At 65.8% G+C, this 24,779-nt stretch carries 22 protein-coding genes and 1 pseudogene; 10 read left to right on the top strand and 13 right to left on the bottom strand.

Features of this window, described 5'->3' with window-relative positions; genetic code table 11:
- The first annotated feature begins 45 nt into the window (after positions 1–45).
- The gene (locus BJA_RS38445) at positions 46–4,161 is read left to right on the top strand and encodes a bifunctional diguanylate cyclase/phosphodiesterase (protein ID WP_038967361.1); all 4,116 of its coding nucleotides are present in this window, start codon (positions 46–48) and stop codon (positions 4,159–4,161) included.
- On the opposite strand, the gene BJA_RS38440 is transcribed toward BJA_RS38445, so the two are convergent.
- The 5 genes from BJA_RS38440 to BJA_RS38420 form a co-directional block, all read right to left on the bottom strand.
- Positions 4,135–4,476 carry a hypothetical protein gene (locus BJA_RS38440; protein ID WP_011090308.1) on the bottom strand — a complete coding sequence of 114 codons (342 nt, stop codon included), beginning with the start codon at positions 4,474–4,476 and terminating at the stop codon, positions 4,135–4,137. The two genes, BJA_RS38445 and BJA_RS38440, sit on opposite strands and share 27 nt — an antisense overlap.
- A gap of 230 nt (positions 4,477–4,706) precedes the next feature.
- Positions 4,707–5,699: a UDP-glucose 4-epimerase GalE gene (galE, locus tag BJA_RS38435; protein ID WP_011090307.1), complete on the bottom strand. Its 993-nt coding sequence runs from the start codon at positions 5,697–5,699 to the stop codon at positions 4,707–4,709.
- Between the two features lie 19 nt (positions 5,700–5,718).
- Positions 5,719–6,525: a WecB/TagA/CpsF family glycosyltransferase gene (locus tag BJA_RS38430; protein WP_011090306.1), complete on the bottom strand. Its 807-nt coding sequence runs from the start codon at positions 6,523–6,525 to the stop codon at positions 5,719–5,721.
- A complete protein-coding gene (locus BJA_RS38425) occupies positions 6,518–8,878 on the bottom strand; it encodes an exopolysaccharide transport family protein (protein WP_011090305.1) in 2,361 nt (786 codons plus the stop codon). The genes BJA_RS38430 and BJA_RS38425 overlap by 8 nt, the downstream gene beginning before the upstream one ends.
- Positions 8,879–9,169: 291 nt before the next feature.
- The gene (locus BJA_RS38420; protein ID WP_011090304.1) at positions 9,170–9,970 is read right to left on the bottom strand and encodes a class I SAM-dependent methyltransferase; all 801 of its coding nucleotides are present in this window, start codon (positions 9,968–9,970) and stop codon (positions 9,170–9,172) included.
- 406 nt (positions 9,971–10,376) lie between these two features.
- Between BJA_RS38420 and BJA_RS38415 the strand changes: the two genes are divergently transcribed.
- Positions 10,377–11,405, top strand: coding sequence for a glycosyltransferase family 2 protein (locus tag BJA_RS38415; RefSeq protein WP_011090303.1), 1,029 nt, complete (start codon positions 10,377–10,379; stop codon positions 11,403–11,405).
- Between the two features lie 15 nt (positions 11,406–11,420).
- On the opposite strand, the gene BJA_RS38410 is transcribed toward BJA_RS38415, so the two are convergent.
- On the bottom strand, positions 11,421–12,407 hold the full coding sequence (locus tag BJA_RS38410) for a glycosyltransferase (protein ID WP_038967362.1): 987 nt from the start codon (positions 12,405–12,407) through the stop codon (positions 11,421–11,423).
- Between the two features lie 239 nt (positions 12,408–12,646).
- Between BJA_RS38410 and BJA_RS38405 the strand changes: the two genes are divergently transcribed.
- The 4 genes and pseudogenes from BJA_RS38405 to BJA_RS38390 all read left to right on the top strand — a co-directional run bounded on the left by BJA_RS38405 (position 12,647) and on the right by BJA_RS38390 (position 16,943).
- Positions 12,647–13,714 carry a glycosyltransferase gene (locus BJA_RS38405; protein WP_038967363.1) on the top strand — a complete coding sequence of 356 codons (1,068 nt, stop codon included), beginning with the start codon at positions 12,647–12,649 and terminating at the stop codon, positions 13,712–13,714.
- Positions 13,715–13,759: 45 nt separating this feature from the next.
- Complete coding sequence (locus BJA_RS38400) at positions 13,760–15,139, top strand: O-antigen ligase family protein (protein WP_011090300.1); 1,380 nt, start codon at positions 13,760–13,762, stop codon at positions 15,137–15,139.
- A 94-nt stretch (positions 15,140–15,233) separates the two neighbouring features.
- Positions 15,234–15,978 (top strand): annotated as a pseudogene (locus BJA_RS38395) (GNAT family N-acetyltransferase).
- Between the two features lie 80 nt (positions 15,979–16,058).
- Complete coding sequence (locus tag BJA_RS38390) at positions 16,059–16,943, top strand: protein-L-isoaspartate O-methyltransferase family protein (protein ID WP_038967364.1); 885 nt, start codon at positions 16,059–16,061, stop codon at positions 16,941–16,943.
- A gap of 13 nt (positions 16,944–16,956) precedes the next feature.
- Here BJA_RS38390 and BJA_RS43745 read toward each other — a convergent pair whose 3' ends face one another.
- The 4 genes from BJA_RS43745 to BJA_RS38375 form a co-directional block, all read right to left on the bottom strand.
- Complete coding sequence (locus tag BJA_RS43745) at positions 16,957–17,091, bottom strand: hypothetical protein (protein ID WP_257784484.1); 135 nt, start codon at positions 17,089–17,091, stop codon at positions 16,957–16,959.
- Positions 17,092–17,233: 142 nt separating this feature from the next.
- On the bottom strand, positions 17,234–17,833 hold the full coding sequence (gene wrbA / locus BJA_RS38385) for an NAD(P)H:quinone oxidoreductase (protein ID WP_011090297.1): 600 nt from the start codon (positions 17,831–17,833) through the stop codon (positions 17,234–17,236).
- Between the two features lie 147 nt (positions 17,834–17,980).
- Entirely contained in the window at positions 17,981–18,679 is a 699-nt protein-coding gene (locus tag BJA_RS38380) for a pirin family protein (RefSeq protein WP_011090296.1), read from the bottom strand.
- Positions 18,680–18,715: 36 nt separating this feature from the next.
- Positions 18,716–19,468: an SDR family NAD(P)-dependent oxidoreductase gene (locus tag BJA_RS38375; RefSeq protein WP_011090295.1), complete on the bottom strand. Its 753-nt coding sequence runs from the start codon at positions 19,466–19,468 to the stop codon at positions 18,716–18,718.
- A gap of 117 nt (positions 19,469–19,585) precedes the next feature.
- Between BJA_RS38375 and BJA_RS38370 the strand changes: the two genes are divergently transcribed.
- Complete coding sequence (locus BJA_RS38370; protein ID WP_011090294.1) at positions 19,586–20,521, top strand: LysR family transcriptional regulator; 936 nt, start codon at positions 19,586–19,588, stop codon at positions 20,519–20,521.
- On the opposite strand, the gene BJA_RS38365 is transcribed toward BJA_RS38370, so the two are convergent.
- On the bottom strand, positions 20,522–20,779 hold the full coding sequence (locus BJA_RS38365) for a hypothetical protein (RefSeq protein ID WP_028173932.1): 258 nt from the start codon (positions 20,777–20,779) through the stop codon (positions 20,522–20,524).
- A 148-nt stretch (positions 20,780–20,927) separates the two neighbouring features.
- Here BJA_RS38365 and BJA_RS38360 point away from each other — a divergent pair, with 148 nt between their 5' ends.
- Together BJA_RS38360 and BJA_RS38355 are read left to right on the top strand one after the other, a co-directional pair.
- Positions 20,928–21,914, top strand: coding sequence for a tripartite tricarboxylate transporter substrate binding protein (locus BJA_RS38360; RefSeq protein ID WP_011090292.1), 987 nt, complete (start codon positions 20,928–20,930; stop codon positions 21,912–21,914).
- A gap of 96 nt (positions 21,915–22,010) precedes the next feature.
- The gene (locus tag BJA_RS38355; protein WP_011090291.1) at positions 22,011–22,355 is read left to right on the top strand and encodes a hypothetical protein; all 345 of its coding nucleotides are present in this window, start codon (positions 22,011–22,013) and stop codon (positions 22,353–22,355) included.
- A gap of 6 nt (positions 22,356–22,361) precedes the next feature.
- Here the strand turns inward: BJA_RS38355 and BJA_RS38350 are convergent, their stop codons facing one another.
- Both BJA_RS38350 and BJA_RS38345 read right to left on the bottom strand, forming a co-directional pair.
- On the bottom strand, positions 22,362–22,829 hold the full coding sequence (locus BJA_RS38350) for a YbaK/EbsC family protein (RefSeq protein WP_011090290.1): 468 nt from the start codon (positions 22,827–22,829) through the stop codon (positions 22,362–22,364).
- A gap of 31 nt (positions 22,830–22,860) precedes the next feature.
- Positions 22,861–23,592 (bottom strand): haloacid dehalogenase type II, encoded by a 732-nt coding sequence (locus BJA_RS38345; protein WP_011090289.1) that lies wholly within the window; start codon positions 23,590–23,592, stop codon positions 22,861–22,863.
- 535 nt (positions 23,593–24,127) lie between these two features.
- Here BJA_RS38345 and BJA_RS38340 point away from each other — a divergent pair.
- Positions 24,128–24,724: a superoxide dismutase gene (locus tag BJA_RS38340; RefSeq protein WP_011090288.1), complete on the top strand. Its 597-nt coding sequence runs from the start codon at positions 24,128–24,130 to the stop codon at positions 24,722–24,724.
- Positions 24,725–24,779: the final 55 nt, after the last annotated feature.

The following is a 24,779-nucleotide window of genomic DNA, read 5'->3' as shown; positions in this document are numbered from 1 at the left end:
AAAGTACCCGGGAAAATTAGGCAGAAATGCCCGGGAGCTGAGATCGTGCCGACGACACTCGCGCGCACCTTTGCGGCGTTGAGCGCCATAAACGAAGCGATCCTCTACGCGAAATCGCCGGACGAGCTGTACCAGAAGGTCTGCGACGCCGGGTTTTCGAGCGGGGACTTTTTGGCCGTGGCCGTGTTCCTGGTGGGACCGGACGGCCGGCGGCTTTGCTTTGCGGCCGGCTGCGGCGACGATATCCAGCGGCTGCGCTCGATCGAGATCACCACGGACGCCGGCACGCCGGAAGGATTGGGCGTCGGCGGCGAGGCGTTTCGCGATCAGAGGCTGTGCGTCAGCAACGATTATCTGAACGATCCGCGCTCGCTGGCGTGGCGCGAGGGCGCCGCCAAGGCCCACATTGGCGCTGCCGCGGCGCTGCCGCTACTCTGCAACGGCAAGAGCGTCGGCGTGCTGTACGTGACCCGCAGCGAAGCCGGCTCGCTGAACGAGCAGATGGTGTCGCTGTTCGAGCGCATGTCGGCCAACATCTCCTATGCCCTCGACAATTTCGCGCGTGAGACGGCGCGGCAGACCAGCGAGCGGGCGACGCGGCGGCTCAACCGCATGTTCGGCGCCATCAGCGCCACCAACGAGGCCATTCTCCGCGCCAAGACCGAGCAGGAGCTCTACCAGCTCGTGTGCGACGCCTCCGTGCATGGCGGCAAGTCGCTTGCGACCATCGTCCTGCTCCGCGAACCGGGTTCGCACTGGATGAAGCCGGTCGCATCTACGGGACAGAATCTGGAGCTGGTCACCCAGGCGCGCTATTCGATCGATCCGGAGAATCCCTATGGCAAGGGCATCTCCGGCGAGGTGTTCCGGACGCAGAAGGCCGTCATCGAGGAAGATCTCGCCAGCCGCACCCGGGGAACCCCGTGGGAGCAGGCCAACGTCAACACCGGTGTCGCCGCCTGCGTGGTCGCGCCGCTGATCAAGCACGGCGAAAGCGTCGGCGTGCTGTTGTCCTTCGTCAGCAGGTCGTGGGCCAAGGACGAGGAAGTCGTCGCGCTGCTCCTGCGCATGGCGGAGAACGTCTCGTTCGCGATTGAGAATTTTGACCGTGAGTCGGAGAAGGCCAGGATCGCCGGGGAAGAAGAGCGTCTCGCCCGCATGTATGCGGCGCTGAGCGCCACCAACGAGGCGATCCTGCGCGCGCGGACGCGGGCCGAGCTGTTCGACCTCGTCTGCGAGGCGACGGCGAAGGGCGCCAAGTTCACCTCGGTCACCATTGCGCTCGCCGACCATCGTGCCGAGCTGCTGCGCGTGGTCGCCAGCTATGGGCCGAACGCCGAACAGGTCCGCACCTTCAAGTTCTCCACCTCCGACCAGGTGCCGGAGGGACGCGGGCTGACCGGCACTGCGTTCCGCACGCGCCAGCCCTCGGTCAGCAACGACGTGTTCGCCGACGACCGCATTGCGCCGTGGCAGGCCAGCGCCCGCCGCACCGGCATCGCGTCGTCCGCGGCGCTGCCGCTCCTGAATGGCGACCGGGTCGAGGGCGTGTTCCTGTTCAATTCTCCGGAGCGCGGTACCTTCACGCCCGAGTTCGTCGAGCTGTTGCGCAAGCTTCAGGCCAACGTCGCCTTCGCGCTGGAGAATTTCGATCGCGCAGATGAAAAGGCCAAGGCCGAAATCCAGCGCAATCGTCTGCGGGGCATGCTCGAGGCGCTGAGCGCGACCAACGAAGCCATCATGCGGGTGAAGACCCGCGCCGAATTGTTCGAGGTGGTCTGCGAAGCCGCGGTGCTCGGCGGCACCTTCTCCTCCGCGACCATCGCGCTGGTGGACGAAACCGGACATTACCTCGACATCGCCATGACCAAGGGTGAGAGCTGCTACCAGGTCAAGTCGTGGCGGTTCTCGACGTCGGCGGAAGATCCGGAAGGCCGGGGGTTGACCGGCACCGCCTTCCGCACGCGCATCCCTTGCGTCGCCAACGAGCTTCTCACCGACATCCGCACGGCGCATTGGCACCAGATCGCGCGCATTCAGGGCACGAGATCGGGGGCCTGCTTCCCGCTGCTCAGCAACGGCAGCAAGGCGGTCGGCGTGCTGCTGTTCCTTTCAGTCGACGAAAGCGCGTTCACGCCGGACCTGATCCAGCTCTTGGGGCGGCTTGCCGAGAACGTCTCGTTCGCGCTCGACAATTTCGATCGGGCCGAGGAAAAGGCCCGCACCGAGGCGCAGAAGGAGCGCCTGACGCGCATGTTCGCGGCGCTGAGCGCCACCAACGAGGCGATCATGCGGGCGAAGTCGCGCGCCGAGCTGTTCGACCTCGTCTGCCTCGCGGCATCGAACGGCGCCAAGTTCACCTCGACGACGATCGCGCTGGCCAGGGCCGACAGCGACCAGCTCGAGATCGTGGCCGCGGCCGGGCCGTCCGCCGAAACCACGCGCAACATCCGCCTCTCCATCGACCCCGAGCGTCCCGAGGGGCGCGGAATGAGCGGCACGGCATTCCGCACACGCCAGCCCTGCATCAGCAACGACTATCTCAACGACGATCGCGTCCGTGTCTTCCATGCCGTCGTCCGCGGCGACGGCGCACGGTCGGGCGCGGCGTTTCCGCTCATCGCGCACGACCAGGCCGTCGGCGTCATGATCTACATGTCGACCGAACCGGGCACCTTCACGTCCGAGTTCGTCGAGCTGCTGCAGCGCCTCGCCGACAACGTCTCCTTTGCGATGGAGAATTTCGATCGCACCGACGAGAAGAACCAGGCGGACGAGCGAATCGAATACCTCGCCTCGCATGACAGCCTGACCGACCTGCCGAACCGCGAGACCTTCAACGGGCTGCTGCGCGAGGCGATCGACGCCGCGCAGCGCCACGATCACCGTTTTGCGGTTCTGTTCATCGATCTCGACCGCTTCAAGGTCATCAACGATTCGCTGGGCCACGAGGCCGGCGATCTGCTCCTGCTCGAAGTGGCGAACCGGCTGCGCGGTGCGCTGCGGACAAGCGACGTGGTGGCGCGCCTCGGCGGCGACGAGTTCGTGGTGATCCTCGACCAGTGCGGCGAGATCGACGACGTGCAGCGGATTGCGACCGGGTTGCTCGCGGCGCTCGCCGAGCCCATGGAGCTGGCCGGCCACGAGTGCCACACCACGGCCTCGATCGGCATCGCGATGTATCCGGCCAACGGCTCCGACGCGCAGACGCTGACCAAGAACGCCGACATGGCGATGTATCTCGCCAAGGAGGACGGCAAGAACGGCTACCGCTTCTTCTCAAAGGAAGTGAAGACGCAGTCGATCGAGCGGCTGTCGCTCGAGAGCGCGCTGCGCCGGGCGCTGGAGCGCGAGCAGTTTTCGCTGAACTACCAGCCCAAGGTCGACATGGAGACCGGCCAGATCACCGGCGTGGAAGCGCTGCTGCGCTGGGCACATCCCGATCTCGGCAACGTCTCGCCGGCACAGTTCATTCCGCTTGCGGAAGAAACCGGGCTGATCGTGCCGATCGGCCGCTGGGTGCTGAACGAGGCCTGCGCGCAGGCGATGGCGTGGCAGCGCCGCGGCCTGTTGCCGCTGTCGATGGCGGTGAACCTGTCGCCGCGGCAGTTCGTCGACGAACATCTGTTGCAGGATGTCGACGAGGCGCTGGCGGCCTCCGGCATGTCGCCGGTGCTGCTCCAGTTGGAGGTCACCGAGAGCATGATGATGCGCAATGTCGGGCGCGCGCTCAAGGTGCTCGACGCCATCCAGAGCCGCGGCATCCGCCTCGCCATCGACGATTTCGGCACCGGCTATTCGTCGATGTCGCTGATGAAGCACTTTCCGATCGACACCATCAAGATCGACCGTTCCTTCGTGCGTGACCTGCCGCAGGATTCGGAGGACCAGGCGATCGCGCAGGCGATCATCAGCATGGGCAAGGCGCTCGGCATGACCGTCGTCGCCGAAGGCGTCGAGAACGTCGAGCAGGAGGCGTTCCTGCGCACCCATGGCTGCGACGAGATGCAGGGCTTCCTGATCTCGAAGCCGCTGCCGGCCCGGCAGATGGCCGAACTGCTGCGGCCGATGGTTCTGCCGATCGCGCCGCCGCTCCAGCCGGAGCCGGATCCCGTCGCCCGCGAAGCCGCCGCGTTACGGCTGAAACGCGCTGTCGTCTGACGGTTGCGGGTGCAATTCGCGGACCTCGTGATCCGTGGCCTCGGCCTTGCGCGGAAAATCCTGCGGCCCCGTCAGCGAGGTCTGCTCGACGAACAGCGCGAGTATCGTGCGCGCACCGTCGGCGAAGCTCGCGCCTTCGTTCAAGCCGAGCTCGGAGCACCATGCGCCGCTCATCGGCTCGTGATCGTCGACCACCGCCATGGCAGGCCCCCACCACCAGGCAGGCGCAGGCGAGCGCTCGTCCCCGGGCACGACATGCCAGCGAACGAACTCATCCATCACGCGCTCGAACTCCAGGCGTGCAGCCTGATGCATGCGGTCGATACTCCCGGAATCCGCGCCCGATGACAGGCCGACGCGCGGATTTGATCGTGGCCTTGACGCTCGGAAAAAGCTGGCTCGCGCAAATTGGCCGAGCCATGCATGCCGACATCATCGTCGGCAATGCCTGAAATGCGGCCGTCAGCGATGCGCCGACGGCGGCAGCGAACGTCCATTCTAGCCGTTTGGAGGGACGGCAGGCAAGGTGCGGGTGTTACGGTTGCCTAACGCGACCTGAACGGATGTGCCTTCTGGTGCCAGGCCCAGGCGGTGCGGATGACCGTAGGCAGGTCAGAGTGACGCGGCACGAAGTTCAGAACTTTTCGCGCGGCGGACGGGTCGGCGACCAGATAGGTGGGATCGCCGGCGCGGCGCGGCTTGACGGTGTGCGGCACCTCGCGCCCGGTCTCCTGCCTGATGGCGTTGAGGATCTCGCGCACCGAAAAGCCGGAGCCGGTGCCGAGATTGAAGCTGCCGCCGGCATGTCCCTGTTCCAGCAGCTTCAGCGCCGCGACATGCGCGGCGGCGAGGTCGGTGACATGGATGTAGTCGCGGATCGCGGTGCCGTCGGGCGTGTCGTAGTCGTCGCCGAACACAGCGAAGTCGACATGACCCTGCAGGGCCATCATGGCCCGCGGAATGAGATGGGTCTCGTTGTCGCGCAGTTCGCCGATGCCGCCGGCCGGATCGGCGCCGCTGGCGTTGAAATAGCGCAGGCAGAACGCGCCGAAGCCATAGGCCGCGCGATAGTCGGCGAGCATGCGCTCGATCATCCATTTCGAGGCGCCATAGGGATTGATCGGCGCGCAGGGAAAGTCTTCCGGCAGCTCCTTGGAATCGGCGTTGCCGTAGACGGCGCCGGTCGAGGAGAACACGATGCGATGGCAGCCGGCGTTGCGCATCGCCTGGAGCAGCGACAGCGTGCCCTGCACATTGTTGATGTAGTACTTCTGCGGATCGGTCATGGATTCGCCGACGAGGCTCGCCGCCGCGAAATGCATCACCGCCGTGACCTTGTGGTCGGCAAAGGCGCGCGCCAACGCTGCATCGTCGAGAAGGTCGCCGATCACCAGGGGGCCGGCGACGAAGCTGCGATGACCTGTCGAGAGATTGTCATAAACGACGGGCTGATAGCCGGCGGCAGACAGTGCGCGGCAGGCATGCGAGCCAATATAGCCCGCGCCCCCTGTGACGAGGACGGTCGGTCGGTCGGTCATATCGTCTTCTACTCTTCTCTCAGCGATTGGAAGGCCGTTTGCGGCTGAAGAGAAGATAGAGTGCGCGGGGGTTGGTGGTCAAATAGCGCCAGAACAGGCGGCGTGGCTCGAGCCAGGTGCGCCAGGCCCATTCGAGTCCGAATTTCTGCATCCATTGCGGCGCGCGGGACCGGCTGCCCGACAAAAAGTTGAAAAGGCCGCCCGATGTCTTGATAACGCCAACATTGGTCAGCAACGGCGTGTATTGCTCCACGAATGCCTGCTCGTTGGGCACGCCGAGCGCGACCCAGAGATAGTCCGGCGCGAGCGCGTTGATCTCCTCGACCTTCGCGCGCAGGGCCTCGCCGCGCAGATAGCCGTGGCTGTGCCCGACGATCTTGAGGTTCGGATACATCGTCCGGACGTTCTCGACCGCCGCGGCGTTCTCGGCCTCGCTGGCGCCGAACATGTAGAAGGTGCGGCCGACCGCTTCGGCTTTGCGCGCGACGACGTGGAACAGGTCCGTGGTCGCGACGCGCTCGGGCAGCGGGAACCAGGATTGCAGCTTCGAGGCCGCCACCAGCGGCTGGCCGTCGGCGTTGATCAGGTCGGCGCCGCGGAACAGGCGTTCGGTCTCCGGCTCGGTCGAGCAGCGTGCCAGCACCTCGCCATTGGCCGAGGTCAGGTGCAACGGACGGCCGATGCGATGACGCGGATCGGTCGCCTCGATCATGAAGTCGGCGGTCGCTTCCAGGTCGAGCGCGGCCATGCGAAGGCCGCCGACGGTGATCCGCGGCACGTCGGCGGTTGCGGCCCGGCCGTCCAGATTGACGCGGCGCTCAAGCATATTGTCTGCCTCGCTGGCGCGCCTGGGTTGCGGGCGCGAGTTCGTCGAGCACGACGCCGACGAGCTTGCGCTCGGCGCGGCCGAGCGTGCTCAGGATCTCTTCCAGGCTGTCGTTGATGTCGAGGCTGGTCGGCAGTACCGCAACCAGTGCGTCGGCATCGTCGAGCAGCTTGCGGCCGCCGGCCGGGAGCGGCATCGCGGGGCCGTCGAGGACCACGAGGTCATAGCCGCCGGCGGCGCGCGCCTGCGAAATCGCCTTGCGGATGGCCTCGGCCGCTTTGCCCGCGTCGCCTTCGGCGGCCGGCAGCACCGAAATGCCGTTCACCGTCTTGATCTCGCGCGCGGCCTTGCTGCCGATCGAGAGCCAGCCGAGCGCGCTCGGCTCGCTCTTGCCGGGACGGGTGACCTTGTTCGAGAGCGAGCGTGCCTGATGGTCGGCATCGATCATCAGGACGCGGGCACCGTCACGCGCGGCCGCGAGCGCGAAATTCAGCGCGGTCACGCTGCGCCCGGTGGTCTCGCTCGCACCAACGAGCGCGATCACCGGCATCGCCTTGCCGCCGGCACGCCGGGTGACCGCGGCGCGCATGTCGCGCCAGGCATTGAGCAGGCTCGTCAGGGGGAAGCCGGGGCGCAGCGTCGGCCAGCCCAGCCGTGTCAGGTCGACGCCGCCGCCGGTGGCGAGAATGGCACCCAGCGTGTGGATGACATCGGCCTCCTGCAGGCGCGCGATCAGCGGCTTTTCGATCAGGGGCCTTTCGACCATCGAGGGCTGCAGCGATGGCGCGGCAACTTCCGGCAGAGCCTGCGCGACTTCCGGAGTGCGCGATGCCTGCTGAGGCCGGGCAATCTCCGAAGTCCGCGTCGTCTCTGGCGCTCGGGGAGCTTGCGGCGCCGGTGTGCGTTCACGGCGGGCCGGCGTGGGGGCGCCGGCGAACAGGAGCTCGGCCGCGACGAACCAGCTCGAAGCCGCGAGCGCGCCGAAGATGAAGCCGATCATGGCGAACAGGCTCATCGCCGGCGGGAACGAGCGCCGCTGCGGCACGGTGGCTTCGCCGATGACGCGGGCCGCCGAGGTGTTCAGGGTCTCCTGCTCCTCGGTCTCGCGCGAGCGCTTGAGGAAGGACTGATAGACGTCGCGGCTGGCATCGGCCTCGCGCTCGAGCTCGCGCAGGCGCACGGCGGCCTGGCTGAGCTGCACGCTCTGCCGCTTCTGCGCCTCCAGCGCCCGGTTCAGAGAAGCTTCGTAGTCGCGGGCGCGCGTCAGATCGTTCTTGGCGGACTGCGCGAAGCGATCGATCTCCTCGTTGATGGTGCGCTTGAGATCCTCGACCTGTTTCTCGGTCTGGCGCAGCGCCGGATGGCGCGGGCCAAGCTCGCCGGCCTGCTCCGCGTACTTCTTGCGGGCGTCGGCATATTGCGCGCGCAGGTTCGCGATGGTTGGCGATTGCAGCGCCTCCGAATTCGCGCCGGCATCGGCAGCGGTGCGCCGGCTCGCCTCGATCTGGTCGAGCCGCGCCTGTGCGTCCATTGTCGCCGCGCGGGCCGCGGAAAGCCGCTGGTTGCTGGCGGAGAGCTGCTGGTCGCTGATCAGCGCGTCCTGGGTGCCGACGAAATTGTTCTGGGCCTTGTAGGTGGCGAGCGCGGTCTCGGCACTGCGCAACCGCTCGCGAAGCTCCTTGAGGCGGCCGGAGAGATCGTTGGTGGCGCGTCGCGCGGCCGAAGCCTGCGAGTTGCGGGATTCGGCGAGGTAGGCGCTGGTCAGCGTGTTGGCGAGCATCGCCGCTTTCGCCGGATCGGTCGACCAGACCTCGATGTCGACGATGAAGCTCTTCTCGGTCTTGCGGACCGTGATGTGCCGGTTCAGCGCGTCGAGCGCCGCGAGCTGCACTTCCTTGGTTTCCGCGGCGGACGGCGCGCGGGGCTGAAGGCCGATCAGGCCGAGCAGCGACGACATCAGGCTCCTGGCATCACCGCCGCCGAATTCGGGGTCCTTGTCGAGGCCGGCCTGCTGGATCACCTGGAGCAGCACGCTGTTCGAGGTGATCAGGCGGGCCTGGCTCTCCACCACCATGGTCATGCCGGAGACGTCCTGGGCACGCGGCGTGAGCTCGCGATCGACCAGCTGAAGCTCGCGCGGGTCGACATAGAGCTGGGCGGTGGCGGTGTAGCGGGGCGTCACGCTCTTGCCCACGGTGACGGCAAGCGTCGCACCGAGGAGTGCGGCAGCGGCAATCGCGATCTTCCGCCGCCAGAGCAGATTGACGAGCTCCAGCACGTTGAAGCCGGTTTGAGGCCGTTGTCGCGGGGCCTCCGGTCCGGCCCGATCTATCGGCTGGTTGTAGTCAAGCATAGTCCCCAGCTTTCATTCCAACGACCGCGGGCTGAGGGGTTACTCTTCGCTTTACGCCACGCACCCGGGATATAGGTGCCCAATCAACGCAACAGGGAAAATTAACCATACTCATTGAGGGACTATTCACCGAAATGGCAAACAAAGCGTTTAAGCGCACGCCGCGCCTCGGCGCGTCACTGTGACACTCGCGATGCCGGGGTCCCCAAGGGATTAACGGTTCGTTACCGCGCGCAGCAAGGCCGCCAGGCTTCGCTCGTCCTGCGATGGACCGCGCGCGTGCCATGATTGTCAGCTCTTCCGCAGGATGACGTGATAATCGCCGCGGCGAACGTCGGTGCCGCGCGGGAGCACGGCGTTCAGCATTGCGGCGCCGGCATCGACCAGAGCTGCGAACAGCGGCTTGCGCCGGCGCATCTCGGGATAGCGCGGACTCTCGACCTCACGGCGATAGGTCATATCGAGGCCATTGGCGGCCGCAAACGCTTCGAGCCGCGGCAACGTCACCAGCGGATGAAAGAAGGTCGGGAACGGTGGTTCGCCGGGCAGGCCGGCATCCCTAATGCCGCGGATGTGTCGGTAGAACCAGACGTGGAACCAGTGCGGCGAGTACTTGGTGACGACGCCGGACAGCGAGCGCGGATTGGGCGCGCCGATCAGGATCATCCCGCCGCGCTTGAGTGCGTCGCGAAAATTCAGGAGCGCAGCGTCGACGTTGGGCAGATGCTCGATCACGTTGTAGCAGATCACGAGATCGAAGGTCTCGCCGCCGAAGCGGTAGGTCTGCACGTCGCCGCGGATGGCTTCGTCCGCATAGGTGTTGTTGCGGACCTGGTCCTCGTCGATGTCGACGACGGTGACCTGGCTGCGGCTCAGCAATTCCGGCGGCAGAACGCTGCACGAGCCGCCGCCGGCTTCATAGATGGCGAGCCGGCCCTGCGGCAGTTCGCGGCGCAGTACGTCGTGGACGGCGAGCAGGCTGTCGCGGGCTTCGCCGGGGACCAGATCGTGCAGCGCCTCGGCTTGCGCGGTGGCCGCGGGGATCTGGATCGCCGTAGCTGTCGCGAAATCGATCGTGGCTGGCTTGTTCATATTTTCTGACCGCGCTTGTTCGACTCAAATTTACAGGAAAAGTCTCGCATGCCCGAAGAGCAAATCTGGTGCCGCGATGCTTCACCGGTCGCGGTGCTTACGGTCGGGTTAATGCGCATGGCCGTTAACTACAGCATTGTCCCTGTCGCGCCGTCCGCGGCCGATGGACTGCGACTTGCAGTACCACGCGCGCATGGATTGGCAGGGAAAACACGCGAAAGCGGTTAAGCGCATGGCGGCAGGTCTGCATTGTCGAGAGATCCGCGGAATGGTGCCGTTTCGCGCCTCGGTCCGGCCGTTCACTTTGGTACGCATCTGTCCCATGGCACTGTGTCCTCGCGGGACGTCACCGGCTCATGCGATTGACGCAGGGCTTTTTCAACATATCTCGGGCATCTAGAACGCCATGACGCTGATCCCGACAGACCTGTCCGCCAGCCGGCTCTCGGATGCCGTGCGCGATCCCAACCGGGAGATCGCGGCGAGCTCTCGCGTCATCGACCTGTCGGTCGGCATTGTCGTCTGCATTCCCTGCTTCCGCCGCCCGCAGCATCTGCGGCTGACGCTGGAATCGCTCGCGAGCCAGCGAACCCCGCGTTCCTTCGCCGTCGTCATGGTGGAGAACGATGCCGCGCGGCGCGAGAGCGCGCCGGTTGCCGCGGAGTATCTCGCCGACGGCCGGCTCCAGGGCATCTGCCTTGTCGAGCAGCGGCAGGGTAACTGTCAGGCGATCAACGCTGCGTTCGAGACGGCACAGGCGCTGTTTCCCGCAGCGACCCGCTTCCTGATGATCGACGACGACGAGATCGCCTCGCCCGACTGGCTCGAGCTGATGGTTCGCACCGCAGAGGCGACCGGCGCCGACGTGGTCGGCGGGCCGGTGCTGCCTGACTTCGACGACGACAGCCAGCCCTGGCTTTCGCGTCATCCCGCCTTCCGCCCAGCCTACGACTACAGCGGCGCGGTGCCGCTGATCTATGGCTGCGGCAATTGTCTGATCACGCGTGCGGCGTTCGACCGGCTCGGCAGTCCGGCTTTCGATCTGCGCTTCAACTTCCTCGGCGGCGGCGACTGCGACTTCTTCGTGCGTTGCCGCGATGCCGGCATGACGTTCCACTGGACGACAGAGGCGGTCATCACCGAGACCGTGCCACAAAGCCGCACCAGCCTCGGCTGGATCGCAAAGCGCGGTCTGCGTATCGGCGCGATCAACTACCGTGTGCAGCACAAGGCTGCGCAGGGCGCAGCGGCGCGGGTGCGGGTGTTTGCGCAGATGCTCGGCCGGCTGCCGCTGTCTTTACTACGCGCGGCCCGCCTGCTGGCGACGTCGAAAGCCGTCGTCGCGATGCATCCCGTGATGGTCGCGCTCGGCTCCTTGCTGGCAGCGCTCGGCATCGAGCCGAAGCCCTATGAGGCCTCGAAGATCGTGTCCTGACGCCGTGGCGGCGGACTAAATGCCAAAGCAGGCGAGGGCGACCCTGAGCGCGGAGCGCGGCAGCGATTTGAGCGAGCGGCGGCCGACCATCCCGAGATAGGTGAAGGCCTGGCGATATCTGCCGAAGCGGACCGCCTGCATCGCCGAATAGGTGACGAGATGAATCTCGGCCGCCTGCCGCAGCCGGGCTGCCGTGCCCTCGGGCAATCTCGCCAGGATCAGTCCGTCGTCGAAGACCCGCGCGATCGCCGGGAAGAAATCCTGCGGTGTCCGCACAGCCGCGTTCATGGTGTTGGCCGTGTGCAGGCGATAGTCGAGCAGAAGCTTTGGTGCGAACTCGAACTCGCCGATCGCAGCAAGGCGGCACCAGCAGTGCCAGTCCTCGCAATATCTGAGGGAGGTGTCGAAGCCGCCTATGGCGCGGAAGGCCTCCGCACGCGCGAGCGCGATGCCGCCATTGACGATGAAATTGCTGGCCGCGAGCCGCGTCAGCACGTCGCCGGAGGGCTTGCGGCGTCCTTTCAAGAGGTCGCGCCGGCCGACCTGCCGTCCCTCGCTGTCGATCGTGTTGTAGTCGCCGTAGACGAGGACGGCGCGCGGAGCGCCGCGCGCTGCGGCCAGCAGTGCCGCGACCGCGCCGGGGCGCAGGCGGTCGTCGGCATCGAGGAAGAGGAGCCACTCGCCGCTGGCATGTCGCGCGCCGAGATTGCGCGCGGCCGATACGCCGGCGGAATCGTTGGTCATCAGGCGCAGCCGCGGGTCGCGAATGGCGCGGACGATCGCGATGGTGTTGTCGGTCGAACCGTCGTCCACGACAATCACCTCGGTCACCTCGCCTTGCGCCAGCGCGCTGGCGAGGGTTTCGCCGACATAGGCCGCAACGTTCTTGGCGGGAATGACGACGGACACCGACGTGGTCGAGCCCACCGGCAGCGGGAGGCGCGCTTGCGTCGCCACGCGTGCGCTGACCGGTAAATCGAGAACGTCTTCGGCGGTGATCAAGCTGCGGCTCGCTTTAAGGATTCGTTAACCAGGGCGCATCTGCAGATGCGATCGATGGCAACCTTGGCCGCTGCGGATGATACCCGCATTACGGCCAAATCGTTTCTCGGAAGGCCTGCGCGACGCCGGATTCGCAGAATAACGTTAAGCCGTTGGCATTAAGCCTGTCGCAAACTTGGAAGAGTGCGACAGCCGGTCCCATGCGAGAATGCGCACTCGGCTGCCGCGGATGGATTCCAGTGCCCGCAAAGACATTCGACTACGATCCCGACGACATGGTCCTCAACCTTTTCTACGAGGACAAGGACGACCGCTGGTTTCCCGGCGACCGGCATCTGCGGCGCATGGCGCGCCGCATGCTGCTCGGCGAGCCGCGCATGAGCGGGCAGCTTCGCGTGTTCCTAAATCTCTGCGCGGGGCTCGATCGGCTCGGCATCCGCTACCGCGTCAACGACTACGGCTACGTCGCGCAGCATCCCGAGGAAGTCGCCTGCATCATCGGTCGCACCTTCCTGCTCGACAAGTTCGCGTGGAAGAATCCGATCCTGCTCGGCGTCGCCGCCCACAATCATCCGCTCGACGATCCCGACCTGTTCAAGCGCCTGCCGGTGAAGAAGGTCGTGGTGCCCGGCCAGTGGTACGCCGACATGTACCGGCCGTACTGGCCCGACACGGAGGCCTGGCCCGTCGGCATCGACACGGATCTCTGGGCGCCGTCGCGCGCCTCGCAGAAGACCGTCGACGTGCTGATCTACGACAAGGTCCACTGGGACCGCGAGCGCTATGCGCCGGAGTTGATCGAGCCTGTCCGCGCCCGGCTGCTCAAGGAGGGGCGCTCGTTCACCGAGCTGCGCTATGGCAGCTACAAGGAGGAGGACTATCAGGCCGCGCTTGCGCGCTCGCGCGCGATGATCTTCCTGTGCCAGAACGAAAGCCAGGGCATCGCCTATCAGCAGGCGCTGGCCTGCGGCGTGCCGGTGTTCGCCTGGGACCCTGGCGGCCCGTGGCGGGACCCCGACTATTATCCGCATCGCGTGAAGTTCGAACCGGTGTCGTCGGTGCCGTACTGGGATCACCGTTGCGGCACGAGGTTCGTCGACTCCGCCGGGTTCGAGGCAGGCTGGGACGATTTCTGGGCCGGCTGCGCCGCTGATGCGTTCGATCCGCGCGGCTTCGTGCTCGACAATCTCACGCTGGAACAGCGAGCGCTGCAATATTACGAGATCGCGCGAAGCGTGGCGCGGCGGCAGAAGGCGTCCGACGCGTCCGGCCTGCTGGTTGACGGATGGTTAACGAGGACGAGCTAAGACTTGTCGCTTGCTTCCCCGGGTTCACCAGGCCGGCCTTGAGCCATGGATCGCAGTGCCGCTGACATGACCGACGTCGAGGCCCGATCGTTCGGCCACGTCCTGTGCGATGGGCTTGCCGGTCTGAATGCCGCGCTGGCGGCGCGCTGCCTCGTCGCGGTTGCGGCCCTGCTCCTCGTGCTGGTGACGCTCGATCCGTTTCCCGATTTGCGCAATCCCGACGTCACCACCGTCGTCGGCGGGCGAATGGCGCTCACCTACATCTCCTTCGGCCTCCTGGCTGCAATCGCCGTGTTGCTCGTCGCCGCCACGGATGCGCCCGCGCTGAAGAGCCTGGTGACCCCGCTGCATCTCTGCCTCGTCGGCTGGCTGCTGATCAACATCGTCTTCTCAGAGAGCCGCGGCGTTTCGATGCAGCGCTTCGTGCTCGCGGCCAGCGTGACGTCGCTCGCCGTTCTGTTGCCATTGCTGCCGCCGACGCAGCGCAGCTTCAACCTGTGCCTCGGCGCTGCCGCGCTCGTGCTGCTGGTGCTGTGCTATCTCGGCGTCTTCCTCGCGCCGCAATATTCCATCCACACCGCGCTCGACGTCACCGAGCCGCAGCTTGCCGGCGATTGGCGCGGCAGTTTCGGCCACAAGAACGTCGCATCTCCCGTGATGACCATCCTGGTCTATGTCGGCATTTACCTCTGCAGCGTCGGGTCGTTCGTGATGGGACCGGCGATCGCCGCGCTGGCGGGCATCTTCCTGATCTTCACCGGCGGCAAGACGTCGTCGGTGCTGTGCCTTGCGATCTACGCCCTCGCGTCGCTGGTCTGTGCCACGCCAAGCCCGTGGCTGAAGCGGCTCATGTGTTTCGTCCCGCTGATCGTGATGAACCTGCTGACGGTCGGCAGCGTCGTGAGCCCGTCGCTCGGCGCCATGACGCGGCTGCTTCCTCTCGATCCCACCTTCACCGGCCGTTCCGACATCTGGGAGTTCGCGCTCGCGGCCGTCGCCGAAAAGCCGATCATCGGCCACGGCTATGCGGCCTTCTGGGACGACGTGACGGCGCGGCAGACCGCTCAGGGCGCCGAATGGGCGACGTCCGCCGCGCACAGCCACAACAGCTATCTCGACCTCGCGGTCACCATCGGCCTGCCGGGCTTGCTGCTCGTCGTCCTCGTCTTCGTGCTCGCGCCGCTCCGTAATTTCCAGTCGGCCCAGGCGCACAACCGCAGCGCTGCGCTGGTCAAACTGTTCCTGACCGTGTGGCTGTTCGGCCTGTACTACGGGACCACCGAGACCTTCCTGCTCGAACGGCAGAATCCGATCTGGTTCATGTTCGCGCTTGCCGCGGCCGGTCTGCATTTCCTGGCCAGGTTCCAGTGCGTCGAGCAAACGGAGCCGCGCGCTGACAGCTTGTCGCAGCCGGAACGGCCGTAAGTGGCATCCGCTTAACGATATGCGGCGACGTCACTTGTGGACTGCGGCAAAACATAATCTATCTGGAAACATTCAGTCACTGTATGACCCGCGGATGGCGTTTCTCAGCGTCGAGCAACCAGATGATCGGGTGTCCAGCACGTCGGGAATCGCGGTCGATTTCGTGCGTGACTGGCGGCAGGCCGCATTGCGCCTGAATGGCGGGCATCGCACCGCGTTCCAGCATGGATACTGGCTCGGCGCGCATGCAGATGCCGCGCTGCTGGCGCGTGTTCAGCCGTCATGCCGGCGCGCGGTTCGAGATCGCCACGGATGTCGCGCGCGCGCTTGAGCTGCTGGACGTGATGGACGCGCAGCAGCAAGCGCGCATGCGCAAGCTCGGCTCGCGGTTCGTGCTCAACGACGACACGCATGCCCGATTCTATCGCGACGTCGCGCGCCAGGGTGTTGCGGATGGTTATGTCGTCATCTCGGCGCTGGTGTGCGACGAGGGCGTCGTTGCCACCACGTTCGGCGTCAGGCATGGCGCGACCTATTTCCTGCTGCGGATCAGCCACGCCGGCGGTTCATGGTCGAGCTGCTCGCCGGGGCTGCTCGTCACCGAGCGCACCATGGCGGCGCTGCATGCGGAGGGCGTGCGCCGTTTCGATCTCAGCATCGGCAACCAGGACTACAAGCGCCGCTTCGGCGCCGAGAAGGTCGCGCTGACCGACGCCAGCGTCGCGCTGTCCTGGCGCGGCGCTCCTTACGCATGGCGCGACCATGCCGCGCAGGGCCTGCGCCGCCATCCCAGGCTGGCCGCTGTCGCGTCGCGGGCGATGGGCAAGGGAACGCGCTAGAGCACGCGCCCCCCGATTGCAGATGTCGCTCGAATATCGCAATCGTTGTGTTATCGTCGTCTCCGTTTCACGGAGGCGACATGGAAGATCGTTCGGCAAAATATCGCGCATTCTATGCGCAGTTGATCTGCGCCGCGGCGAGAGCCGCGGATCCCCGTATCGAGGAGGCCTTTCGGACCGTCAGGCGCGAGCCTTTCGTCGGGCCCGGGCCGTGGTCGATCTGTCTCGGCGGTCATCCCTATGTCGTGACGCCCGATGATGATCCCGCGTTCATCTATCAGAACACGCTGCTGGCGCTCGACAGCGCGCGTGGCCTCAATATCGGAATGCCCGGTGCGCACGCCCATTGGCTCAGCGGCTGCGCCGTGAAGGAAGGCGAGACTGTGATCCAGATCGGTGCGGGTAGCGGCTACTACACCGCGATCCTCGCGCATCTCGTCGGACCCGGCGGCCGCGTCCATGCCTACGAGATCGACCAGCGTCTGGCAGGACTGGCGCGCGAAAATCTCAGGGATATCGCCCATGCGGATGTGCACGACCGTTCGGGCATCGCGTCCGATCTGCCGGCTGCGGATGTGATCTATGTCTGCGCCGGCGCGGCGCAGCCGGCCACGGAGTGGCTCGAGGCGCTACGGCCCGGCGGGCGGCTGGTGTTTCCGTTGGCGCCGGAAGGCATGCACGGCGGTATGTTGATGATCACGCGTCCTGACGACGACGCGATCTGGCCGGCGAAATTTCTCAGCCGGGCCCAGTTCATCGGCTGCGCAGGATTGCAGGATGCGGAGGCCGGTCGGCGATTGGCTGAGGCGTTCGCGAGAGGATGGGAGAGCGTGCAGTCGTTGCGGAGGAAAGGCGCTCCCGACGAGACGTGCTGGTTCGCCGGTGAGGGTTGGTGGCTGTCGACGGCGCCGGCGCCCACGCCGACGGCGTCAGTTCAGCCTCGCGCCGACATCACGCAGGCCTAGGGGGATTGCCGTCTCACGATCCCGTGCAACCTGCACAGTGAAGCCGGCCGCGCGAGGCGCGGAACAGGCTGCGGCAATACCAGCGCCGCGCAAGCGCCTGGGCGGGCCTGCGGATCATCTGCGCAATCAACAACAGTTCGAAAGCCATTCGTATCGCTTCTGGTCAAATATCCCTGAATACGTAGATGGGGCGGCATTCCCGAAAGAGAATGCCGCCCGTGTCGCATCAGCCATGCGGTCGATCGTCAAGCTTGACCGCGCAGCTTAACCGTGGAGCTCAGCCGTGCCGCTCAGCCATGGAGTTTCCTGGCGGTCTCCGCGATCTGGCGGCCCTGATAGCGCGCGCCGGCGAGCTCGTTGGCGCTGGGCTGGCGGCTGCCGTCACCGCCGGTGATCGTGGTGGCGCCGTAGGGCGCGCCGCCGGTGACCTCGTCGAGCTTCATCTGGCCGGCAAAGCCGTAGTTCATGCCGACCACGACCATGCCGAAATGCAGGAGGTTGGTGATGATCGAGAACAGCGTCGTCTCCTGGCCGCCATGCTGGGTCGCGCTGGACGTGAAGGCGCCGCCGACCTTGCCATGCAGCGCGCCCTTGGCCCAGAGCCCGCCGGCCTGGTCGAGGAAGTTCGCCATCTGCGAGCCCATCCGGCCGAAGCGCGTGCCGGTACCGACGATGATCGCGTCGTAATTGGTGAGGTCCTCGATCTTGGCGATCGGAGCGGCTTGGTCGACCTTGTAGTACGAGGCCTTGGCGACCTCGGCCGGAACCAGCTCGGGCACGCGCTTGATGTCGACGGTGACGCCGGCCTCGCGCGCGCCTTCGGCAACGGCGTTGGCCATCGCTTCGATGTGGCCATAGGCGGAATAATAGAGGACGAGAACTTTGGTCATGGTGGTCTCCGTTGGGTGATCAGTGAGTGTTCGTGATTGCTCCGTCGTTCCGGGGCGATGCAAAGCATCGAACCCGGAACCTCGAGATTCAGGGTCTGGCGCTTCGCGCCATCCCGGAATGACGGAAGATGATGCAGCTCGCCGCCGCTAGGCCGCGTCGACGAGCACGAGCTCGGAATCTTCGAGCGCCGTGATCTTCAACCTGCTCTCGTCGCGGATCGCGGCGCCGTCGCGGGCGTTGACGCGCACGCCGTTGATCTCGACCGAGCCTGCCGCGGGCACGAGGTAGAGATGCCGCAACTTCTGCGGCTCGTACTCCGCGCTTTCGCCGGCCTTCAACGTGGTGGCGAGCACCCGCGCATCGGCGCGGATCGGCAGTGCTTCCGTGTCGTCCTTGAAGCCGCTCGCGATGGTGACGAGCTTGCCGGAGCGATCCCCTTTCGGGAACGGCTTCGAGCCCCAGGTCGGCTGGCCGCCGCGCGCCACAGGCTCGATCCAGATCTGGAAGATCCGGGTCTTGCTCGGCTCGAGATTGTACTCGGAGTGACGGATGCCGCTGCCGGCGCTCATCACCTGCACGTCGCCCGCCTCGGTGCGTCCCTCGTTGCCGAGGTTGTCCTGGTGGGTGATCGCGCCCTCGCGCACATAGGTGATGATTTCCATGTTGGCATGGGGATGGGCGGGAAAGCCCGTGTTCGGCGCGATCTCGTCGTCGTTCCACACCCTTAAGGAGCCGTGACCCATGTTGTTCGGGTCGTAGTGGCTAGCGAAGGAGAAGTGATGCTTGGCCTTGAGCCAGCCGTGGTCGGCGCCGCCGAGCTTTGCGAAAGGTCTGAGTTCGATCATGGAAGTGGGTCCTGACTGGAGGGGAGGGGTTTGGCGTTACGCGCCAAACCCGCCGTCGACATTGAGCACGGTGCCGGTGACGAAAGAGGCCTCCGGGCTTGCGAGGAAGACAACGCCGGCGGCGACTTCCTCGGGGCGGCCGAAGCGTTGGAGCGCGTGCTGCTTGCGCTGGGCTTCCGCGAAGTCGCGGTCGTCGTCCGGGTTCATGTCGGTGTTGATCGAGCCGGGCTGCACGACGTTGACGGTGATGCCGCGCGGGCCGAGGTCGCGCGCCGCGCCCTTGGTGTACCCGACCACGGCCGCCTTGGTGGCGACGTAGTCGGCAAGGCCGGGGAACGAGGCGCGGTCGGCCAGCATCGAGCCGACCGTGACGATGCGGCCGCCTTCGCCCATCAGCTGCGAGGCGGCGCGGATCGCCGCGATCACGCCATGCACGTTGACCTGGTCCTGGCGTTCCAGCGCGTCGGTGTCGGCCTTGGCATCGTCGGTCGCGCCGCCCGCGGCGACGCCGGCATTGTTGACGAGGATATCGAGATGGCCGAATTCCTTGGCGACGTCGTTGACGAGCTTGGTGACGTCCTTGGCCGAGGCCTGGTCGGCTTTGAAAGCGCGAGCCTTGACGCCCCTGGCCTTCAACTCCGTGACGACCGCTTCGGCCTTGTCGGGCGAGGCGACGTAGCTGATGGCGACATCCGCGCCTTCATCGGCGAGCGCGCGGGCTGAGGCTGCGCCGATGCCGCGCGAACCGCCGGTGACGAGGGCAACCTTGCCTGAGAGCTTCTTGGTCATTGGATTTCTCCATTCCTGAATTTCTGATGACGCTTGGATAAGCCTCCGCCTGTGGTATAGAAATAGAAACTGTTGAAACGCATTGTTTCCTGAATTACTCCTGACGGACCCGCTCCCATGGCAAAACTCCCCGATTTCGAGGCGCTCGCGATTTTCGCAAAAGTCGTGGAATTACGGTCGTTTGCGGGGGCCGCGAGCGAGCTCGCGATGTCCAAGGCGACGGTGTCGAAGGCCGTCACCCGGCTGGAGGAGCGGCTCGGCGCCCGGCTGTTCAACCGCACCTCGCGCCGGCTCGCGCTGACCGATGCCGGGCACAAGCTCGCCGAGCGCGCGACGCGCCTGCTCGTCGATGGCGAGGCGGCGGAGAACGAGGCGCTGGCGCAATCGGTGGCGCCGCGCGGCCTCGTGCGGCTCGCCGTGCCCATGACGTTCGGGATCAAGGCGGTGGCGCCGCTGCTGCCGGAGTTCTTCGAGACCTATCCGGAAGTCTCGGTCGATCTGCATCTGAGCGATGCGACCATCGACCTGATCGGCGAGGGTTTTGACATGGCGGTGCGGATCGCGCGGCTGCCGGATTCCTCGCTGATCGCGCGGCGGCTGTTCACCATGCCGCGCTTCACGGTGGCGGCGCCGTCCTACCTCAAGCGTCACGGCCGCCCGACGCATCCGATGCATCTGGCCGAGCACAAATGCTTCAGCTACGCCTATCTCTCCACGCCCAATGTCTGGCACTACACCAATTCCGCCGGCGAGCAGGCAAGCGTGCGTCCGGGCGGGCAGCTTCGCGTCAACAACGGTGAAGCGGTGATGCCGGCGCTGATCGCCGGCCTCGGCATCGCCGAGCTTCCCGAATTCATCGTCGGCGAGGCCATCTCCTCCGGCGAGGTCGAGGTGATCCTGAAGGACTGGAAGCAGGCCGAAGGCGCCGTGCACCTGGTGACGCCGCCCGGCGGCCCGCGCCCCGCACGCGTCGAAGCGCTCGCCGATTTTCTCGCGGCAAAGCTGCCGGGCACGTGCAGGCGGCGGACGCGCGCGAAGGCGAAGACGGTCTGACTACGACACCTTCACGCCGTTGATCGCGACGATGCGCAGGCTCGGCTTCAGCGTCCCCTCCAGTTCGGATTTCAATTCGTGGACGCGCGGGTCCGTCGAGCGTGCCGCGCAGACCGCGTATTGGTGGACCGATTGCGCCAATGCGCGCCGCGCTTCCGGGGTTCGCGTCACCTCGGGCTTTGACAGCCGCAGCACGATCGCCGCGAGATTGACCAGCATCTCGTCCAACGCGACGTCAATGGTTTGAAGATTGCGCATCACTCACTCCCTGGAAGGGCAACAGCCGGTCCGGGGATGCGTTCCGGGCCGGACCGAACATGGTTAACACTTCGTAAACGTCTTGTTCTTGCCGATCGCCGCGCTAGGCTGGCCGCCGAAACAAAGAAAATCAGGGGGAGGGACCACCATGGATCGACGCGATCTCTTGCGCGCGGTTGCGGCATTGCCGTTGTTGCGGGCTGCGTTACCGGACCAGGCGCTCGCGCAGGGCTATCCGGCCCGCAACATCACCATGATCGTGCCGTTTCCGGCCGGCGGCCAGGCCGATCTCGCCGCGCGCCCCGTGGCCATGGCGCTGGAGCGGATCCTCGGCAAGCCCGTGATCGTCGACAACCGGGCCGGCGGCGGCGGCGGATCGGTCGGCAATGCCGCGGCGGCGCGCGCCGAGCCGGATGGTTACACGCTGCTGATGACCCTTTCGTCGCTCGCGGTGCTGCCGGAGGCCGACCGGCTGTTCGACCGTCCCGTCGCCTACGAAGTCTCGCAGTTCATGCCGATCGCGCGCGTGCTCGCCGATCCCACGCTGCTCGCGGTGCCGGTCTCGGCGCCATGGAAGACCGCGCAGGATTTCATCGAGGACGCGAAGAAGCGGCCGGGCCAGATCACTTATGGCTCGTCCGGGCCGTACGGCACGCTACATGTGGCGATGGAGATGTTTGCGAACAGCGCCGGCATCAAGCTGCTGCACGTGCCGTTCCGCGGCGCCGGTCCCGCGCTCACCGCGTTGCTCAGCGGCACCGTGCAGGCAATCGCGGCCGCGCCCGGCACGCTGAAGCCGCAGGTCGACGACGGCAAGCTGCGCGTGCTCGGCAATTGCGGTGCGCGACGCATCGCGAGCTTCCCCGACGTGCCGACCTTCCAGGAGCTCGGCTACAAGGATGTCGAGATGTACATATGGGCCGGGCTCTTTGCACAGAGCTCTCTTCCCGCGCCGATCGCGACCCGGCTGCGCGAGGCCATGGCGCAGGTGATGGCGAGTCCGGAGGTCCTCAAGTCCTTCGAGGCCTCCGGCAGTCTCGTCGCCTATCAGGACGCGCCGGAGTTCTCGCGTTTCGTCGCCGACGACAGTGCGCGCCTGATCACGGCGGTGAAGAAGATCGGCCGGGTGGAGTAGGTTCCGGCCGGACCTTCACATTTTTTTGTTCGTCCAGAACCTGCCCGTGTCTCATTGATTGATGAGAATTCGAGAAACTCTGGAAGGAATCGAGACATGCGAACAGAGCGGATTGCGCTGGGTGTGGCGCTCGCGATTGGCGGCATCGTCGCGCAAGGCGCAGCATTCGCCGAAGAATATCGCGGAACCATGGAACAGCAGATGGCCTGCACACCGGATGTGTGGCGCCTGTGCAGCGACCAGATTCCGGACGTGAGCCGCATCACGGCTTGCTTGCAGCAGAACACGCCCCAGCTCTCCAGCGCCTGCCGTGCGGTGTTCCAATCCAACAACCAGATGCAGCCGCAGCAGCCGGTCCCGCGAGGGCGGGCGGTGCCGCCACCGCGCTACAATGCTGCGCCGCCGCCCCCGCAGCCGCGGCCTTACGATGAGGACGATTAACGTCTCTTAAGGCCTGATTTCGCAGACATCGATCCATTCGGCCGCGGTCAGCTCGGCCATCCGCTCGGGCGTGATGCGCACCGCGCTGTGAGTCGAGCCTGCGGCCGGCACCACCACGTCGAACGCCTTCAGCGATACGTCGCAATAGACCGGCAGCGGCGCCTTCAGTCCGAACGGACAGACGCCGCCGACCTCGTGGCCGGTGATCTCGGCGACCTCTTCCAGCCCCAGCATCTTCGGCTTGCCGCCGAACTGCGTCTTCACCTTCTTGTTGTCCATGCGCGAGGTGCCGGCGGCGACGATCAGGATGACGCGCTCGCCGATCCGCAACGACAGCGTCTTGGCGATTCGCCCCGGCTCGACACCATAGGCCTCGGCCGCCAGCGCCACGGTCGCGGAGCTGATCGGGGATTCAATGACGGAGATGTCGGGGGCTTTCTCGGCGAAGAAGGCGCGAACGGATTCCAGGCTCATTCCAGTCTCACGGGCGGGCGGCGTACCTACCTCAGATGATACTTGGCAGCTCGGAGAGTGCGCGGACGCGGTGGTCCGGCGCAAAGCCAAGCTCGTCCATCTGGGTGCGGATCGCCTTGAACATCGTCAGCGGTGCCACGAGTTCGTTCTCGACGCAAGCCAGCGCCATCGCCTCGGGCGTCACCCGCTCGATCCATGCGACGTTCAAGCCATACGACTTCGCGCCCGCCACGTCCCAGGGATTGGAGGAGACGAACAGAACCTCGTCCGGCGCGGTGCCGAGCACCTCGCCGATCAGCTCATAGGCCGCCGGGCTCGGCTTGAAGACCTTCTTGGCATCGACACTGATGGTGGCATCGAGCAGGCGGTCAAGCTTGGTGTTGCGCACGAGCCCGTTCAGCATGTCCGGACTGCCGTTGGAGAGGATGGCGAGTTGTCGGGGCTTCAAGGCCGCAAGCGCGCTTGTTGCATCCGGATAGAGATCGAGATGCAGATACTTTTCGATCACGCGCTCGAATTCCTCGCGCTCATAAGCGAGCCCAAGGATGCGCAGCGTATAGGCGAGTGAGTCGCGCGTGACCGCGTCAAAGTCCTGGTAGCGCTGCATCAGAGAGCGCAACCAGGTGTATTCGAGCTGCTTGATGCGCCAGACCTGCGTGATGATCTCGCCGTAGCCCGGAAACGCATCCTCGGTGATGTCAGCGACCGACTGGATGTCGTAGAGCGTTCCGTAGGCGTCGAAGACGACGGCTTTGAGGCTCATTGGCTCGCTCCTTTGGGATCTTTGCGGGAGGCGCACGGACAATACCGAAACGGCCCGGTGCGCGACAAGGTCGGAACCTTCTTCAAGAAATCGTCACCCCGGCGGCGTCGCGCAGCAGATTGACACTGCCGCCGGCAGGCGCTTAATTCGAGGCACGGGGATCTGCGATCTCCCCGCGAGGCGACATGCCCAAGTATCGCGTCCTGGTCACCAAGGACGCTGCATGTCTGCTTTCATCTCGATCTCATCACAGAAATTGTCCCGTCAATTGGTGCCGCCAGCGCGCCGGCCTCGTCGATGTCCGTATCGACGAGGACCGCGCGGTCTATTTGCGCACGCGACAAGACGGCGAGCACCAAGAGCTAGCGAGTACGCGGGGGACGTTGGGGACGACGATCAAGTGGAGGACTTCATGACCACGAATACCGACCGCCGAGACTTCATCAGGGGCGTGGGGGCCGCCGCGGCGTCGACCGCACTACTCGCGGGGACGCAAGCCCTTGCGCAAGCCAATCAGCCAACAGGAGCCAAGCCAATGACATACCAGTCCAAGCCGATGCCGTTCGATCCGAAATCCATTGCCGGCATCTCGGAGAAGGTGCTCGTCAGTCACTACGAGAACAACTATGTCGGCGCCGTAAAGCGACTGAACGCGATCGGAACGCAACTCGCCGAGCTCGACTTCGCGAAAGCTCCGAACTTCGTCATCAACGGCCTGAAGCGCGAGGAGCTCGTCGCGTCAAACTCGATGATCCTCCATGAAATCTATTTCGACGGGCTCGGCGGTGCCGGCAAGCCGAGCACAGCACTTGCCGAGGCGATCGCGCGCGATTTCGGCAGCATGGAGCGGTGGCGCGCGGAGTTCTCCGCCATGGGCAAGGCCGAAGGCGGCGGCTCCGGCTGGGTGATTCTTTCCTACTCACCGCGCGACAAGCGGCTGGTCAATCAGTGGGCCGCCGACCACACGACGACGCTGGCCGGCGGACGCCCCGTGCTGGTGCTCGACATGTATGAGCACGCCTATCACATGGATTACGGCGCCGCGGCCGCGAAGTATGTCGACATCTACATGGAAGCGATCAAATGGGACAACGCTGCGACACTCTACGATCAATACAGGCGGGAAGCTTAGACGTCGTGCGAAGAATGAGCGTAGCGCTCTTGGGGGCGGCGTTGTTCCTATTGTC

It is taken from the genome of Bradyrhizobium diazoefficiens USDA 110, from assembly GCF_000011365.1.
Classification (GTDB): Bacteria; Pseudomonadota; Alphaproteobacteria; order Rhizobiales; family Xanthobacteraceae; genus Bradyrhizobium; species Bradyrhizobium diazoefficiens.
Note: the sequence above shows the minus strand (reverse complement) of the source record. Positions and strands in the feature narration are given on the sequence as shown.

What these genes read in the sequence shown, in the direction of transcription:
- BJA_RS38440 (WP_011090308.1), bottom strand. Translation starts at nt 4,476, where the DNA reads ATGCATCAGGCTGCACGCCTGGAGTTCGAGCGCGTGATGGATGAGTTC.
- galE (WP_011090307.1), bottom strand. Translation starts at nt 5,699, where the DNA reads ATGACCGACCGACCGACCGTCCTCGTCACAGGGGGCGCGGGCTATATT.
- BJA_RS38430 (WP_011090306.1), bottom strand. Translation starts at nt 6,525, where the DNA reads ATGCTTGAGCGCCGCGTCAATCTGGACGGCCGGGCCGCAACCGCCGAC.
- BJA_RS38425 (WP_011090305.1), bottom strand. Translation starts at nt 8,878, where the DNA reads ATGCTTGACTACAACCAGCCGATAGATCGGGCCGGACCGGAGGCCCCG.
- BJA_RS38420 (WP_011090304.1), bottom strand. Translation starts at nt 9,970, where the DNA reads ATGAACAAGCCAGCCACGATCGATTTCGCGACAGCTACGGCGATCCAG.
- BJA_RS38415 (WP_011090303.1), top strand. Translation starts at nt 10,377, where the DNA reads ATGACGCTGATCCCGACAGACCTGTCCGCCAGCCGGCTCTCGGATGCC.
- BJA_RS38400 (WP_011090300.1), top strand. Translation starts at nt 13,760, where the DNA reads ATGGATCGCAGTGCCGCTGACATGACCGACGTCGAGGCCCGATCGTTC.
- BJA_RS38390 (WP_038967364.1), top strand. Translation starts at nt 16,059, where the DNA reads ATGGAAGATCGTTCGGCAAAATATCGCGCATTCTATGCGCAGTTGATC.
- BJA_RS43745 (WP_257784484.1), bottom strand. Translation starts at nt 17,091, where the DNA reads ATGGCTTTCGAACTGTTGTTGATTGCGCAGATGATCCGCAGGCCCGCC.
- wrbA (WP_011090297.1), bottom strand. Translation starts at nt 17,833, where the DNA reads ATGACCAAAGTTCTCGTCCTCTATTATTCCGCCTATGGCCACATCGAA.
- BJA_RS38380 (WP_011090296.1), bottom strand. Translation starts at nt 18,679, where the DNA reads ATGATCGAACTCAGACCTTTCGCAAAGCTCGGCGGCGCCGACCACGGC.
- BJA_RS38375 (WP_011090295.1), bottom strand. Translation starts at nt 19,468, where the DNA reads ATGACCAAGAAGCTCTCAGGCAAGGTTGCCCTCGTCACCGGCGGTTCG.
- BJA_RS38370 (WP_011090294.1), top strand. Translation starts at nt 19,586, where the DNA reads ATGGCAAAACTCCCCGATTTCGAGGCGCTCGCGATTTTCGCAAAAGTC.
- BJA_RS38365 (WP_028173932.1), bottom strand. Translation starts at nt 20,779, where the DNA reads ATGCGCAATCTTCAAACCATTGACGTCGCGTTGGACGAGATGCTGGTC.
- BJA_RS38360 (WP_011090292.1), top strand. Translation starts at nt 20,928, where the DNA reads ATGGATCGACGCGATCTCTTGCGCGCGGTTGCGGCATTGCCGTTGTTG.
- BJA_RS38355 (WP_011090291.1), top strand. Translation starts at nt 22,011, where the DNA reads ATGCGAACAGAGCGGATTGCGCTGGGTGTGGCGCTCGCGATTGGCGGC.
- BJA_RS38350 (WP_011090290.1), bottom strand. Translation starts at nt 22,829, where the DNA reads ATGAGCCTGGAATCCGTTCGCGCCTTCTTCGCCGAGAAAGCCCCCGAC.
- BJA_RS38345 (WP_011090289.1), bottom strand. Translation starts at nt 23,592, where the DNA reads ATGAGCCTCAAAGCCGTCGTCTTCGACGCCTACGGAACGCTCTACGAC.
- BJA_RS38340 (WP_011090288.1), top strand. Translation starts at nt 24,128, where the DNA reads ATGACATACCAGTCCAAGCCGATGCCGTTCGATCCGAAATCCATTGCC.